10 protein-coding genes are annotated in these 15,552 nt (G+C 62.1%); all 10 read right to left on the minus strand.

What is annotated here, in order from left to right:
• Positions 1 to 23 precede the first annotated feature (23 nt).
• Positions 24 to 1,928: a hypothetical protein gene (locus tag QZY03_RS07140; RefSeq protein ID WP_295579556.1), complete on the minus strand. Its 1,905-nt coding sequence runs from the start codon at positions 1,926 to 1,928 to the stop codon at positions 24 to 26.
• A gap of 199 nt (positions 1,929 to 2,127) precedes the next feature.
• A complete protein-coding gene (locus tag QZY03_RS07145) occupies positions 2,128 to 4,743 on the minus strand; it encodes a ParA family protein (RefSeq protein WP_295579559.1) in 2,616 nt (871 codons plus the stop codon).
• Positions 4,740 to 5,156, minus strand: a complete 417-nt coding sequence (locus QZY03_RS07150; protein ID WP_295579562.1) for a hypothetical protein — start codon at positions 5,154 to 5,156, stop codon at positions 4,740 to 4,742. Before QZY03_RS07150 ends, QZY03_RS07145 begins: the two co-directional genes overlap by 4 nt.
• Positions 5,146 to 6,006, minus strand: coding sequence for a Fic family protein (locus QZY03_RS07155; RefSeq protein WP_295579565.1), 861 nt, complete (start codon positions 6,004 to 6,006; stop codon positions 5,146 to 5,148). The genes QZY03_RS07150 and QZY03_RS07155 overlap by 11 nt, the downstream gene beginning before the upstream one ends.
• Positions 6,007 to 6,097: 91 nt before the next feature.
• A complete protein-coding gene (locus QZY03_RS07160; protein WP_295579568.1) occupies positions 6,098 to 8,257 on the minus strand; it encodes an Eco57I restriction-modification methylase domain-containing protein in 2,160 nt (719 codons plus the stop codon).
• Positions 8,254 to 11,988, minus strand: a complete 3,735-nt coding sequence (gene brxC, locus QZY03_RS07165; RefSeq protein WP_295579571.1) for a BREX system P-loop protein BrxC — start codon at positions 11,986 to 11,988, stop codon at positions 8,254 to 8,256. Before brxC ends, QZY03_RS07160 begins: the two co-directional genes overlap by 4 nt.
• A 49-nt stretch (positions 11,989 to 12,037) precedes the next feature.
• On the minus strand, positions 12,038 to 12,577 hold the full coding sequence (locus tag QZY03_RS07170; protein WP_295579574.1) for a BREX protein BrxB domain-containing protein: 540 nt from the start codon (positions 12,575 to 12,577) through the stop codon (positions 12,038 to 12,040).
• Positions 12,577 to 13,383, minus strand: a complete 807-nt coding sequence (locus QZY03_RS07175) for a BrxA family protein (protein ID WP_295579577.1) — start codon at positions 13,381 to 13,383, stop codon at positions 12,577 to 12,579. Before QZY03_RS07175 ends, QZY03_RS07170 begins: the two co-directional genes overlap by 1 nt.
• A gap of 2 nt (positions 13,384 to 13,385) precedes the next feature.
• The gene (locus QZY03_RS07180) at positions 13,386 to 13,604 is read right to left on the minus strand and encodes a helix-turn-helix domain-containing protein (RefSeq protein ID WP_295579580.1); all 219 of its coding nucleotides are present in this window, start codon (positions 13,602 to 13,604) and stop codon (positions 13,386 to 13,388) included.
• Between the two features lie 366 nt (positions 13,605 to 13,970).
• Entirely contained in the window at positions 13,971 to 14,954 is a 984-nt protein-coding gene (locus tag QZY03_RS07185) for a hydrolase (protein ID WP_295579582.1), read from the minus strand.
• Positions 14,955 to 15,552 lie beyond the last annotated feature (598 nt).

A 15,552-nucleotide genomic window follows, 5' to 3' on the forward strand; every position in this document is an offset into this window, starting at 1 on the left:
AGGGCGTCAAGGATCATCGCGCTTCAAACCACCTTCGCGACGCGCAGCACACCAGCCTTTTGCAGGGGCTCGATGTTGACCTTGACGCCGTCGTCGAGGTCGGGGTCCCAGCCGTTGGGCCGCTCCTCTGATGTCTTCCAGGGCGTGAGGATACGGAGGTCGCGGTCACCGCCTTCGGCCCCCTCATGGCGCCCTTCCTGGATGGCCTGGAGCTTCACGTCCAGTGCCTGCGCCTCCTCGAGCTTGGCCTGCCACTCCAGCCGGTCGGCGGTGGCGCCGGCCTTGTCGGCGAGGCTGGCCTCGCGCCGGAACTCCTCGATGGCATCGCGCAGATAGGTCGCGCGCAGCTTGGCCAGGCGGTTCCTGTCGAAGCGGTGGTAGTGGATCAGGGCGCCGAAGGCGAAGCGGGCGGTGCCCTGCGCCGAGGCGATGTGCCAGAAGATGGGGCGGTTCTTGTAGAGCCCGCAGTGATACTCGAAGAAGGCGTTGTCCAGCCAGGCGTCCAGGCTCGCGCAACGGCGGTAGCCCTTCACGGTTTGATTCAGTTCGTTGACGATCTCCACCTCGACCTGGCTCGCATCGCGGTCGGGGAAGAGTTCGGCCAGTTCATGCCGCACGCGCTCGACGAGTCGGGGCTCGCCGTTCACCGCGTTGAACGGGACTATGCCGTCGTCGTCGGCCTCCAGGACGCGTTTGACTGCATAGGAGAGCAGGCGCCAGACGTGCTCCATACGCTTTTGCTCGGCGGTTTTGCCTTCCATCTGGGGCCAGAGGACTTCGGGCGGGCGTTCGCCCAAGACACCTTCGATGAGCTTTCGTGCGCTGTCCGTGATGCCATAAATTCGGTAGACCTCGTCGTCCAGCTTGGCATAAATGGATCGAATGTGAGTTTGTTCTCCCTGCTCAATAGTTGCCAATCGATCCAGCTTTTTTCCGAACAATTCTTCATCGCACAGGAGGTCGCGGCGCAGAGCCCAGGGTAACTGGAACGTACCAGCCACTTCATTTCCTATATCCCATCTTTCCTTTGCGTTGAAGATTTCTATTGCCATTGACTTCAGTGAGGACTTTATATCCCGCGACGCATCAGGCACAGGAAGACGCGCGACATATGTAGACCCGTAGCTTCTGCTTGTCAGGCAGTTCATCAGCATCTGCGCGAGCGAAGAGTTAAGAACAGCCAGCAAATAGTCGGCGTCTTCCTCCGCCCGCGGAAAAGCGCATGGCCCCTTGCAGTTGAAAATCACCCCTTCCGGGAGACGCCGAGCATTGAGGCCCTTACTCGTCATCTCGGTCCAGGTGATTCCCGGTTTTCCGTAATAGGCCTCGGATTTCACGAACCGAGATGCGCTACCATATTTTTCCTTCACGACATCCTTGTAGTCAGATCCGCTATCTGTCCAATCCATGACAAGGTCAAGATCTGCGTAGAAACGGCTGAAGGCACCTCCTTTCGAAAAACTCATCCACTTGCGCATGCCGCTCATAACCTCCCAGCGGTAGCGGATGAAGCGTTCAGACTCTGTAGAATTCATACCACCCTGAACACTTGCAAAATGCTCCCCTAGGGTTGGATTCTCCCGGAAGAGTGCAAACACTAGCGAAAGTTGCTTGTAGGCGAGCGGTGCCCCGTCTATGGTCGCAAAATCGCGCCGCGGAACATCAAACCTTACCCGGCCTAGGGCATCCAAAGATCGGACGAACATTTCATGACGTTTGTCACCCTCGGTCAGCTTGCCTCCTCGGTAGGGTTCAAGATTGAAAAATGCAGACATCTCGCCTTCTGTCACGACGTAGTACGCCCGATCCGCCTGCTCCGCCGTCGTCTCGATCCCCTCCCGCGCCTGAGTCGCCTGAATCGTCGACACCATGAGTTTCCGCCGCAGATCGGCATCGGCAAGGATCGCCTTGACGTTGACGCGTTTCATTGCGTAAGCACCAATAGAACCGCCAAGGCGCCAAGAACGCCAAGGTCGTTCATTAGCGCATGCGAAACTCGGATAGCACATCCAGGGTGAACGCGGTGAGACAGCAAACCCGTCCTATGCCTTGGCGATCTTGGCGTCTTGACGGTTACAAATCCGCAGTATTCCTTGGTGTCTTGGTGCCTTGGTGGTTCAATTCGATTCATGCCTGCCCCTTCCGTGCCATACCAAGCCCGGCCAGATAGATGTCCGGCACCTTGTAACGCTCCACCTGATCTTCAGTCCCCTCATAGACCGAGAGCACGCCGACCTCGCGGGCGAGCGTGACGAGATCGCCCAAGTCGGCGATGTCGCGAGCATTCACGGGTGACGAGCGCAGGGAGCGCAGCCGCTCGAACAGTGTCTCCAACTGGGGGAACTCTTCGTCCTTCAGGGCACTGAGCGCCCGCGGGGAGACCTTGGGCAGGGCCTCGATGAGCCCGCGCGGTCGGATCAGGCTACGATCATAGGCATTGGTCTTTGATTCCTCGCGCTCCCACACCACGGCTTCCTCGAAGAGTTGGATCAGATAGCGGGGGGTGCGATCCCCATTGCCGTCTGCCAACCGGTTCCAGACCCAGTTGCGCGAGAAGGCGGTATTGCCGCCTTTCATGCGCTCACCCACCAGGAGGTTCCAGACCTTGAAGACGATCTCGGTTGGCCACTGGTCGATAGGGGCGTTCCGGTACATGGCCGTTCCTTGCGGCATGACAAAACGGGCAAATTCCTGGCTGCGCATGGCCTGCTTCAGGACGACACGCAGGAAGTCGACCTGCTCGTTCCATTTGAGGCTGACGGAACGGCCAAAGAGGTGACTCTTATTCTCGAACCGTAATCCTTGCCAGATGTCCTCGCGCAGCATGACCTTGAGCCGGATGTTCTTGAGCTGCTCACCGCGATCGGTCAGGAAGGAGAACAGGCCCTGGATGGCGCTCTGCCGGCGGGCGCGGTCCGCCTCGGTGTTCCCGAAACCGGTATCGAGGCCGTCGAAGAGCAACAGGGTGGCCGAGGGTAACGCTCGATCCAGCCGTTCCAGCCAGTCTGCGACCAGGAGACCAGACCCGGCAATGGACAGGACTTCGGCAACGGTGTCGACAAACGCTAACTCGCTATTCGGGCAGAGGTTGGTGGCAGCCAGCCGGGCGTCCGGGGCGGGCGCTTCCCCCTCCATGTAGGCCTCCGTGTTGATGGCGATCGCGGCACACAATGCCCACACCTGGCGCCAGTCGCCATTGTGCCGCTTCAATATCTCGTCGACCTGACTGAAGCCATCCGCACCCAAGACCCAAGGCCGGTCTTTGCGCAGCGGTGCCGGTGCCAGGGCCACCACCGCGGAGCGATCGGACGCCTCGGCCAGGCGACGAAAGACCGCGGTCTTCCCGGTGCCCTTACGCCCCAAGATCAGCGGCACATCCGGGGCCAGGGCCTTGACGACCACGGCGGTCTCGACAAAGGTTTCCAGGAACTGCTGCTGATGCTCCGCGGTGTCGCCTCGAAACTGGAGGGATGCCAGAACCGCGGGCTTGGTCTGGGCGGTTCCGAGCGGCGGCGTCGACTCGCTGGGTTGCTTGAGGAAGCCCAAGAGCCATTCGGCGATCTGCTGGTAGTCGGTCCAGCTTTCGGCCCCCTTGAGCAGGCTATCCGCGGTGGCGATCACCTCGCGGTAAGGCACGAAGTGGGTGATATCCCCTTCGGCCAAGCGGTCACCATCGCCCAAGACCGACAGCCAGTCCGAGACCCATTCCAGCGCGCGATGCTGGTAGCGCTTGATGACCTCGGGGGCCTTGCTTGCTGGAATGGGTGACACCAAGAACCGCGGCATCGGGGTGAGCCGGCGCCCCCCCGCCTCCCGCAGGGTGGTCGAGGCGAGGAGTGCCCGCACCAACTCCCCGGTACCCCGGCGTGCCTGCGGGTGGGGGAAGAAGGCGATGACCGCCAGGTCAGAGAGCTCGAACAGAAAAGGGGCGTTGAGGGCGTCAAAGCCGGTGCGGGCGTCGAACAGGATCAGGTCCGGGTTGAGCGTCAAGTGACGCAACTGGTCGACCATCTGATGCAGCGGATTGACTTCCTCACGATACCAGGACAGCGGATCGGTGAAACGGAGCAGACGCGCGTACTCGGCTCCCGGCAGGCCCGCCGGGATCACATAGAGGTCCAGATCGTCATCGGCGCGGATCAGGTGATTGCGCAGGTCCACCGCCTCACCCCGATCAAGCGAAGCGAGGATATGGACTACTCCCATATCATCCTTAATCTCGTGCTCCCGGCCGAAGACCGACGTGAGTCCCGGTGCCTCCAGGTCCATGTCCACGCAGACCACCTTGAAACCCTGGTTTGCCAGGATCAAGGCGGTGTAGCCAAGGGCGGTGGTGCGACCGACGCCGCCTTTGAGCGAATAGAAGGTGCAGATCAGTGGAGGGGGCAGGTCCTCATCCAGGTCGGACAGGAACCGTGCATCGATCGGTGCCGTGATCGTCCGGGCGCGCGCCAGGGCCTCGGGCCAGAGTGGCAGGTCTTCCAGATCGGAGTCCCGGGGTGCAACGCCCGCCCAGCATTTTTCCTCGGGCGTGATGAGATCGATCCACTCGAAATGCTCGTCGGCGAGGCCATCGAGCACGAGGTCCCGCCGCCCCTGCGGCGACATCCCGCGAAAAGCCTCCGACTCCAGCCAGAGTCGCCAGCCATTGAAAAAGTCAGGCTGTACGCGCAGGTCGGTGACGGCCAACCCATGGCGTGTCATATTTTTCGATATTTGGTCCCGGATAGCGTCGGCCTTCATCTTCTTCTCCTTCTGCTGTGCTCGCGGGCCAGCCGGGTCTGGATCAAGCTGACAAGGGTTGCCGCTCCGGTCAGCATTTCCTCGCAAGTCCCGGGAAAGTGCTCGGTTACCGCGTATCTGAGATCAACAGACCAGGACTCGATGTAGTAGGTCCCTGACCCGCCAGCCCCGGGAATGTCCCCCAGGGTTAAGCCGACGCTTGCCCACAACCCCCGGAGGTTGTGTCCTTCGGACCCGTGGGTTGGAAAGCCGGTACCGCGTCGCTGCAGGAGGGCCTTGAGGCTGCACTCGATGGCGTAGCCTGCCAGGTAGATCGGGGCGACTGAGTTGGAGCGCGCAGGCAGCATGCTCCGGGCATCCACCATGCGTTCGTTGGCTACGCTGCGCCAGTCCTCCCAGGTGTCAGGCGACATGATGAGGCTCCCAGCCTGCCAGGGCGGCCGCTTCCCAATCCGCAAGCAGGGTTGCGAGCGGGGTATAGTCTTTGATGCGCCCCGCGTCGCAGGCGGCGAAATAACGTGTCTGATCGTTCCTCCGGTCATACACGTCCAGAGGAACTAAATCATTCTGCATGAGTAACAGGTTGCCCACGATGAAGGCAGTTCGGCCATTACCCTCTCGGAACGGATGCAGGGCCAGGATTTCGCACATGACCTCGGCCACATAGGCGAACACCGTCTCATCGTCTTCGGACAGGACCGGTGAGCGTGCGAGCACGTCCCGCTCCAGCACGTCCATAAGCGGCTGAATCCCGCAGGGAGGCAAGGGCCACCGGATTGGACCGTCGCCCTTGTGTAGATCGACGGCGCGCCACTCGCCCGCGAATGGATAAATCTCGCCCATCAGCTCGCGGTGGACCTGGCGGATGAGGTTGACGGTCAGCGACGCCGGTTCGGGTTTGTCAATAAGGCTGAGGACAAACTCCATCGCCCGCGCCACGCCCTCGTCTTCTCGACGGTCGATCTCCTTGCGATCGAGGCAACCAGCGTAGTTGAGGAGGGTGCCGTCGGCGGTGGAAATCCAATCCCAGTCGCGGTCATAGTCGTTCCAAGGCGTCGGTACCACGCGCGGTGAGGCGGGGACTGTCGCGGACTTTGCCAGTTCATCGAGTCGATCCTTCGCGAGCTTCCGCTGGCTGGCCGGGACGATGTAGAACTCGCCGGCGCTCGCGGCCTGGTAATACTCGCCCTTCTTACGGCCGCTGCCGCTTTGGAAGCGGAAACCAAAGTCTTTCTCCTCCCACCGCCAACGGAGGCGAGTCATCGCCGGTCTCCAGAATTGAACCACCAAGGCACGAAGACACCAAGAACAACAATAAATCTTCTTGGTGTCTTCGTGTCTTGGTGGTGAATCTTCATCGCACGCCCCCACGCAACACAATCGCCGCGGCTTCGACAGTCGCGTCGTCGAGGATACCGAATCCGAGATCGAGCATGACCATGAGAGGGTTGCGCTTGAGCAGGATCTCGGTGCGTAGCTTCTCAAACGAGATCAGGTTCACGAAGGTCGCGGAGACCAGTGCCCCGACATAGCCCTCGGGCTCGGTCAACTGCGTCGCCCGATCTATGAAGGTCGCGTAGATGTCATTGGCCGTGAGCGGGTAGGCCGCCTTTACGAAGTCCTTCACCTTCGGGATGAAGGCCCCGTAGGGCGGGTTCATGACTACCACGTCGTAGTGCCGCGAGAGGATCTGGAGGAGCTTGAGTCCACGGGCGGTATCCTCCGCAAAGAGGCGCTCGGTGGGGTCGCCCCCCACTTGGGCGGCCTCGTCTTCAATGGCGGCAAGCAGCTCCTGCTGGAGCTGGCGGGCCTCCGCCTCCAGGAGACGCCGTTCGAGTTGGAGCTGTCGGGCCTGGTCCCGCTCCAAGTCGGCAAGGATCGATCCCAGCTCAAGCTGCGGGTGCTCTACCAGGGCGAGGACTGGGGTGAGTCCCTTCTCCCGGGCACGGACTTCCACCCAGTCGTCCAGCACGCGCTCGACGCCCTCGCGCACCTGCACGAGGCTGCCGAGCTCGCTGACATACTGGAGGTTTCCCCAGATGACCTTGAAGAGCCTTGCGGCGACCTCTCGCGTCTGCGCACTCTTGGCACCCTGGCGGTTCAGCACGTCCTCTACCAGTTGACGCAACTGCTCGGCACCCAGGTCCACGGCGTTAGCGACGACCAGGTTGCTGCGCTGGATCTGCACATCCATCGGCGAGAAACCGTGCTTGAGCGACGCCTCCTTGGCGGTCAGGAGCAGCGACAGGGAGGCGATCTGGACCGCCCGCGGGTCGATGTCGACGCCAAAGAGGTTGTGCTCAATGATGGCGGCCGGGATGTCGCGAGGTTCGCTAACCGAGGGCTCGGCAGGCCAACCGGGCTGGCCGGCATGCTCGATCTCGTCCAGGTACATCCGGTGGAAGAGGCCGAAGGCATACTGGCCGAAGTGCATGGTGCCGCAGGCGGGATCGAGCAGGGCAATGTCGCGAGCACGCTTGAAGCTCTCGACCTGGCCGTCATCGGTCAGCCGCTGGTAGCGGATGCGCTCCCCAGTGCGCGGGACCAGGTAGTCGGCGACCGGAACATCGCAGGTCCGCTCATCGGGCAAGGGCGGCGGGGCGGTGGCGGTGAGCGCCGAGTCCGGGTGCATCTGGAGCCAGAGCCTGCCGAGGGTATTGTCGACCAGGACCTTCACCACCCAGGAGGGCGTATAAAACTGGTTAAGAACAGACAGCTCGTGAGATGAACGTGGGGTTCCTTTTGTTTCCTTGCGGATCTTGTCTTTTTCAGACTGCTCCTGCCCCGGCATTGGTCTACCGACGAAGAACTGGTAGACCCAGCCGAGAAAGTCCTGGGCGCGGTAGGCATCCTCGGGCAGCTCTTCATTGATCTTTTTGAGGATGCTCACCAAGGACGCATGGGTTGGCCAGAGGCAGGCGTATTCGTGGTCCGGATCGAAGAGGACACGTATGTCGTGGGTGATGTGTCGAAACGCCGCGGTGAGTCCGTCGTGGAGCAGTCGCTCCTCGGCGTCATCGTCGTACTTGTATTGGCTACCGCCCGCGGCCCGATAGTCGCGCAGGTAGCGCGAGCGTGCCTGGCCCGTGACGGGCGTGATCACCTCGGTCTGCTCCGGCGTGTCTTGCGGCGCCGACGGCGGCGGAAGGTAGAGGAGTTGCCGAACCTCCATCGCCTTGAGGCCGACGAGCCGGTTGAGGAGGGTGTAGGCAAGCTCGCGCTTCACGTTCTCGTAGCCGCGCTCGGCCGAACCCTCGACGATCGCGTCACGGGCGATGAGCGCCGCGACCCGGCTGCGGACCGCCACAGAGTCCTCGGGCAGGCGCATCTGGTCGATGGGCTTGTGCTTACCGTTCGGCTGGAGCCCGAGGCGTTTGAGCTGGGCCGAGAATTCGTCCTCAATGAGCAGACGGACCCGGGGCACCCAAGACCGCACGGCCTCCTTGTGTTGGTCCGACAGCGTCTGTCGGCTTGTCGCGCCTTGCGGTGAGGTCTGTCCGTTCGTCGCGGTCATTTGACCACCACCGTGAACCCTTCGCGGATTTGGGCCTTGAGATCGTCCGCCACCTCGTCCAAGGCTTGATCCACCTCGTCTTCGGTCTTGAATCGCCGGCCGGCCAGGACAGTCACCGGGCGCCACTCGAATACCCGCTCTCGGGGGTCGGGCGGCGGTAATACCAGGGTTCGCAATTCAGACTCCACCTGTGCCCGGTAGGCGGGTAACGCGACCATGGCCTGATCGAGTGCAGAGAGGCTGCGTTTGCCGGCGGCCGTGAGCAGGGCCTCCACGGTGGCGAGGGTCAGCGGGGCGTAGTGGCCCAGCTTGCCGACACCGAACACCTTGTCGACGACCGCGTCGCGCCGGGCGGGCGGAGCATTCTGGTAGGCAACCCCGGCCATGATCTCCGCGGCCTGGGCCTCGGCCGCGCTCCGAACCTGGTCGTAGGTCTGGAGGTAGACATCCCGGTAGGTGGCGAAGGCCGTGTCGAAGGCCGCACGGTAGTCGCTCCAACGCGCGATGACCGCTTTTTCTGCGGTGATGGCGGCCAGGTCTTGCTCGGCCTGCACGAATGCGGCGCACTTGGGGTGCCCGTCCGGGATGGGATGATCCGCGGACAGGCCGATCAACTTGCGCGCGGCATCGAAGTCCTGGTGCCGGTTCGCATCCAGGAAGTCCCGCAAGGCGTCCAGTCCCTTCTTGAGTGCCTTCCACTCCTTTTCCTTGGCGAGGAAGGCGGTCACTACGGTGGTAGGGTCCTTGGCGGTGGTCGGCTCAGTCAAAGCCGTTTCGGCCTTCAACACCGCATCGGGAATCGGTAGCCCTTGCTCGTGGCGGCTCTTGGCCTCCTGTATTCCGAGCACCAGCGCAAGCCCCAGGTCGCGCACCGCGGCTGCGATGGCGTTGCCCGACTCGGGCGTACCACTGCGACCCATCGCGATGAGGGTCTTGCTCGCGTGCTTGATCTGATCCACCGACAGGCTGGTCTCGGCGACCCGGAAGGTGGATTTTCTGAAGGCGGTGATCTTCGAGAAGATCTCGTCGGTGCCCTTGTAGTCGTAGAGCGCGGACGGCCCCAAAGGGGTTTGATTTTCTATGTACAAGGCCCCGGCCCTGAAGCAACCGGCGAGTACCAGGCGCACCAACTCCTCCGGCCAGCCGAAGGGCGGCCGGAGAAAGCCTTTGAAACCCTTATCGTCCTTGGCGTCGAGTAGTCGTCCCCCCTCGGGTTCCAGGCCCTCGTCCGCGAGGTCGGCGAGCACTTCGAGTACCTGACCCACCAGGGCCGATTCCCGTTGCAGGCTCCCCTGCGTGTCGAAGAGGTCTAGTTCGGGGGCGACCTGGTGCAGATTCGTGGTTGTGGGGTTGAGCAACGCCTTGAGCTGCTTGGCGAAGTCGAAGGCTCGGTCAGCCAGGTGGAAACGCGGGTAGACGTTGGGGATGAGTGCTTGAAAGGCCGTGCGGATGGGGTCTTTCAGGTCGGCGGCGCCTTCGAGATCGACCTCCTGTCCCCCGTAGAGCAGCGTGCCCCCCAGGAAGGCCCGCTCCAGGTCTCTGACCAGGGCAATCTTGAGCTCATCGCGCTCCTTGCGCTTTTCGGCGAGGGCATCCTGGGTTTCGGCGGAGCTATCTTCGGTGAACCGTTTGTCGCTTGTGACCTTCACCAGGGACTCGTAGCGCTTCAAGCGGCCCTCCAGGTTCTGGGGCGTGTCCGCCAGCCACCAGCCGATCTTGCCCTTGGCGCCGCCGGCCTGATTCTGCTGCCCGATCTCTTCGATCGCCGCGGTGCGGCCGGGCGCCAAGGGCGAAAGGAAGCGGATCTCCAGTTCCGGCCCGGTATCGACCGCTTCGCCGTCGAGGTGGACACCGTAAGCGAAGGTGACCTTGGTGACACCGTGGGCGACGGCAAAGTTGCCCAGCCGTTTACGGGTAAGCAACTCGTCCTTGCAGATCTGCTGAGAGGTCCTGCGCACGGTAGCGAGGTTGATGCTCTTAGGACCACCTGGGCGGACCATCTCCTGGATGGCCTGCTCGATGGTGCGCTCGCGTTCGTTGAGGAACTTCCACTCACCGGTCGCCTCGTCGCGTGCGACGTAACCGGCCTCCTGCAACGGCAGGAGGGTCGCCTCCACATCCGTGCGAAGCTGCGCGAGGTCGGCGGTGAGGGAACTGGTGAGGAGCTTGGCGAGGGTCTCCGGGACCCGCGGGACCCAGGTCACCCGCTGGAGCAGCCAGAGGACCTTCAAAACCCGAGCCGGCATCACCGGCGTATGGGGCACGCGCTCGTCCGACTCGTAGATGGCCCGTACGCCCGAGGCACCGAGGTACTCCTGGGAGAGCAGGTCGTTCTGCACGGCATCGAAGACCTGATCGAAGCTGACAATGACGCCGACGGGCTCGTCAGCCAGGTCTTGAAGGGCCTCCATCACCACGCTGATCATGGAGCGCACACCGCCAGAGATGCGAAATCCGGAGAGTGCCTCAAAGATGTCCTGCGCCAAGCTGATCTGGTGAGGCAGGAAGGGATAGCAGTCGATAAAGCTGCGCTCGTTGAGTCTTCCTAACTGCCGGCTGGCCTTCAGGTCCGCAAGTTGGGCAATGTGCCCCTCGTGGGTCTGGTAGAGACCGTGCAGAATGGCCTCCTGGGACGGGTGTTTCTTGAGGATACGTTCAGACACCACCTTGTTGATCTCGTCCGAGATCAGGTGCGGTTTAAGCTCGAACCGGGCGTTGAGCCGTCCGACGAGTGCCGGTTGGAAGTTGGTGCGGTCTACCACGCGCTCCAGGTCCTGCTGGCTGGTCACGATTAGCCAAACCCGACCCTTGCCCTTATTGCCGATCATCTCGGCGAGGCTGTTCAATTCGCTGATGCGATCCGTCGAATCGCCGATGAAGGTCCCCATCTCGTCGATGACGAAGACGAGGTGAGCCACCTTGCCGCCGGTGGTCTTCTGGGCGGTCACCCAAGCAACTAATTCGTCTGCGATTCCTTCCGCGGTCAACTGTTGGTAGTCGAACATGTCCCTGACTGCCTGTTTTGCTGTCTTTTCGTCCGGATACTCGGTGGGCTCGACAACCGGTAATAGCTGTGCGATGCGACGCCGGACCGACAGCAGGTCATCGCGTCCCTCAGCGCCCTGCCAGGGGTTTCCGTAGCTGGTTTCGTACTCGGCGACGAATTTCTCGTAAAGTCCCAACTGTTGGAGCCGACGCTCGATACGGGCCACCACGACGTTCTCCGCGAGGCCGATGCTGCGGTAGAACTCGGATAGCAGGATTTCGCCCACAGAATTCGGATTGCTGAGCGATTGCCGGCTCTTGATCTCAAAAAAGATGGTCCGGATATCTGTGTTGAGTTTGAGTTCGCCGAGACGCAGGCGCAGGTCGCGGCCAGCAGGTGAGTCAGAAAGGTGCTTGACGAAGGCGTCGATACAATGTTCGGAGCCCCCGTCATCGAGCGGAGTATTATGGAGGATGTGGCCTAATACCTTTGCCAAGTGCGACTTGCCGGAGCCGTAAAACCCCGATGCCCAGATGCCCATGACGTCCCGGGCGGCGCCGCCACGCCGCAGCGTCTCGCTGACATGGGTAAAGGTATCGAAAATCCGCTTGAGCTCGTGCTCGATCTTGTCGGTGACGACATACTCGCGGATGTCGGTTGCCAGGGATGCGTGATCGAAGACCTTGACGACGCCTTCAATCTTTACCCCAATATCACGCTTGATGATTTCCCGAATCGTCGGCACCGGCTTTCTTCCTATTTTATTGGTTCTTGATCGCGGCCATTGATCGCGATCAGGGCCAGGATATCTTGACCGCGAGGTAATTCCCGCCGTCCGGTTGATTCATGAAATGCAATCTTCCCCCGCGCTCCTCTCCTGGGAATGCGAGGACGATTCGACAATTGAGGTCCCGCAGACCTTTCAAAACCTCGCCGAAGCGGACTAAGGGGTGGACAGCGACGGTGGCATAGACGATCACGTTACCGCCGGGATTCTGATCGGCGATTTCACTTAAGCGAGTCTGGAGATTGGTCTCAACACGCTTAGACAGACCCTGAAGGAGCCATTTGTAGTCGTCGATCTCGTCTTCCTGGAGCCCTTCGATATCTTGCTCGCTCAAATCTTTGAACATGAAACCGGTCAGGTCGAGGAGTTGGCATGGAATGGCACGCGCGGTCACGGCAGGTACAAAGCTGTCCAACAGTTGCTCGCGAAAATCAAGTTCGTTGCTCGGTGGGTAGACGAGAAGCACAGAGTCGTCAGTCTTGACGCCCTGATTCGCCCTGACGGGATTCGCCATGATGGCCATCAGCGACTCGAACATCGGCTGCATCAGGCGGCCTCCGGAAGGTCGATCTCGACGACATCGCCTTGCATCCTGAAGCGCAGGTCCCCGCGGCGATTAAGATCCCCGAGGGTGTCGATAACCTCTGACGAGTCGATGCCGAGCAATCTGAAGACAGGTGATTTCACCTGGTCCAGAAACGGTGTGCCGACCAGCCGCAACGCGGTTAGGATCAATCGAACCGGTGCACCATAGAGAGACGGTCGAACGGTTCTCTTATGTACGGCACCGGCAGCTAGCCCGAAATCACGAATGCTGGCACAGTATTTTTGGGTAACGGCTCGCGTGGTCTCCTCGGACCAGTCGAGCACTCCAGGATGTTGCGCGGCAGAGCGCACGAGGAACGCCCGGACATCAGCCACACGAACGTCCATGGGTGCTCGGCGAAGCAGCGGGAATAGCCAGTGCATCCCCAGATCTGCCACCAGACGATCATTCAGCGCGAACAACACATAGGCAGTCAGAGTACGCTCGGTCTCGGAACCACTGCGCTGCCATTGCGCCCAGAACGCTGAAAAGAGCGGATCGCTCGCATCAAGCCGATAGCGAGAACGCAGTTCCTTCCACAGTTTGCGGCGGGAAGCGACTGAGGACCGCGCCAAGCAGTTGTCGTCGACGACCAGGCCGCGGTAACGCTCTGCGGTCAGGGCCGTATCCCGGGCCTCCAGGAGCAGGCGAAAATCCGTGTACAGCGCGGACCGTGCAGACAGGCGAGAGTAATAGGGTGCGTCGGGATCGAGCCCGGGAACCTGCGTTGCTTGGGGAATCGCTTGCCCGGCGGCTGAGTTAGCCACGGCTAGTCATTCCCTGGCGGCGCGGTCTCAGGCTCGCTACCAGGCGACTCGGTGCCCCCGGCCTTAACCCAAGCGTCTACGTCGGACAACTGGGCTTTCCAGAGCCGACCAATCTTGTGCGCAGGTAGCCCCCTGCGGTCGATCCAACGGTACACGGAGTCCTTGGTGATGCCGAGGTGGTTTGCTACGGCTTCAACGGAAACCCAGGGTTCGGTCGGCATTGGATGCTCGTTTCTTCAGGGCACGGGGTCGTGTCGCAGGGCACGGACGCCATCGGGGCTGACCGGAGGCGCCCGAGGTTCCCCCGTGCCCCATTGTTGGCCTCCGGGTGGCACTATTATGCAGTTTCTTACAGGTAAAAGTCTTTTGCGATCGCACAAACGCGGTTTGTCAGCGTGCGGACGGTAACGGGCGTCTCTCGTTGGGTCGCGGTTTCGGAGCTTGCGACGGCTTGACTTACAGGCGGGCGGGACGAGTCGAGAAAAGCGTTGGCATTCGTCCGCAACCCGGCCAGATAAGGGGGCCGGTAAGGGCCACCAATGCCGGTCGGGTTGCCGACCCGCCGTAGCGCAGCGCCATACGCTGCGCTACGGCGCCCAACGTATTTCCCGGAGAAATTCCAACACCCGTCCCTCCACCCAATAGACCGGCCGCCAGGGCCGATTGCCGGCGACGAAGCCGACGTGGCCGCCGTGACGGGTGAGTTCCAGGGTGACCGCGGGGCCGAGTTCGTGTGCGAACGGGACAGTGGACGGGAACATGAAGGGGTCATCCTGCGCATGGATGATCAGCGTCGGGGTGGTGATGCGGGGCAGGAACTGACGGCAACTGGCGCGGGTGTAGTAGTCGAAGACACCGGCGAAGCCGCATAGCGGGGCGGTCACCTGATCATCGAACTGATTGAAGCTGTGAATGGTGTCGATGTCCAGGTTCAAGGGGCAGGGGAGGGTGGCGAACTTGCGCCGGAAGGCTCGCTTGAGCTTATCGACCAGGTAGCGGCGATAGAACCGCGAGGCGCCGAGATCCAGCCGCAGCATGGCGTCGCGCAGGACGAAGGGGGCCGACACCGCGATGCCGGCGCCGAGCAGCGGGGCGCGGTCCCCGGTCTCGCCGCCGCGCTCACCCAGGTATTTGAGCAACAGGTTGCCGCCCAGTGAGAAGCCGATGGCGGCCAGGGGAACGCCTTCAGGGTCTTTGTCCAGGTGGGTGAGGACCTCGTGCAGATCTTCACTAGCCCCCGAGTGGTAGGAGCGCGCCAGCCGGTTGGGCTCACCCGAGCAGCCGCGCAGGTGCATGAAGATCGGCTGGTAGCCCGCGCCACTCAGGGCGTCGAGCAGGCTGCCGGCATAGTGCGACTGCAGGTCGCCTTCCAGTCCGTGAATCACCAGGATCCGCGGGCCGGAGCCCGCGCCCACGGCGAGATCGATGAAGTCGCCGTCCGCCAGTTCGACGCGCCGCCGCGTGAGTTGCAGGCGCGGGCGCTGCCGCGCCAGGCTGGGCCAGATGGTTTGGAGGTGCGGTCCCGGCAGCCACCAGGCCGCGCGGAAGCTGCTGTCGATGATTCGGCCCATGGGGTACTCCGGTTACTCGGGGTCATTTGTAGATGTAATCGCCGGACGTGGGGGCGGGTTTCAAACCCGCCCCTACAACGGCAAGGATCTGCCTGGAGATCAGGTGCAAAGCATCCTCCGTATACTCGACATGCGATCGGCACCGGGGTGCTTGGCGGGACACTGGTGGCGAATTGCGCCGACGCGGGCGCATCCGCCGCACCGGCTTGGCTCAGACCCGGAAGGTCTCACGCCAAGGCGCCAAGACGCCAAGGGTCTTCAAGGCGATAGCGAAACCGGAGGCGCTCGCGGAGCCCGTAGGTTGGGGTGAGCGAGAGCGAACCCCAACGTTCCCCCTGGTGGCGAAATGCCTGGAGAGCGCCGTAACCCCTTGAAAGCATATTCAGGAGACGCTGGGCTTCAATGGGTTAACGAATTAGCCGCCAGTGTCCGTTCCTCACCCCAACCTACGGCATTGCGATGTTTTCGGGTTCGGAGCGAATACTTTCACACTATCGAGAGCGATGCCCATCCTACGCGCGTCTGCGGCCACCTCATTTTGGACCGCACCCGCCATGCCCAGCCCTGAAGCATGACCGCGCGACCTCAGTCACGGCGC

The organism is uncultured Lamprocystis sp. (assembly GCF_903933125.1).
Taxonomy (GTDB): Bacteria; Pseudomonadota; Gammaproteobacteria; order Chromatiales; family Chromatiaceae; genus Thiodictyon.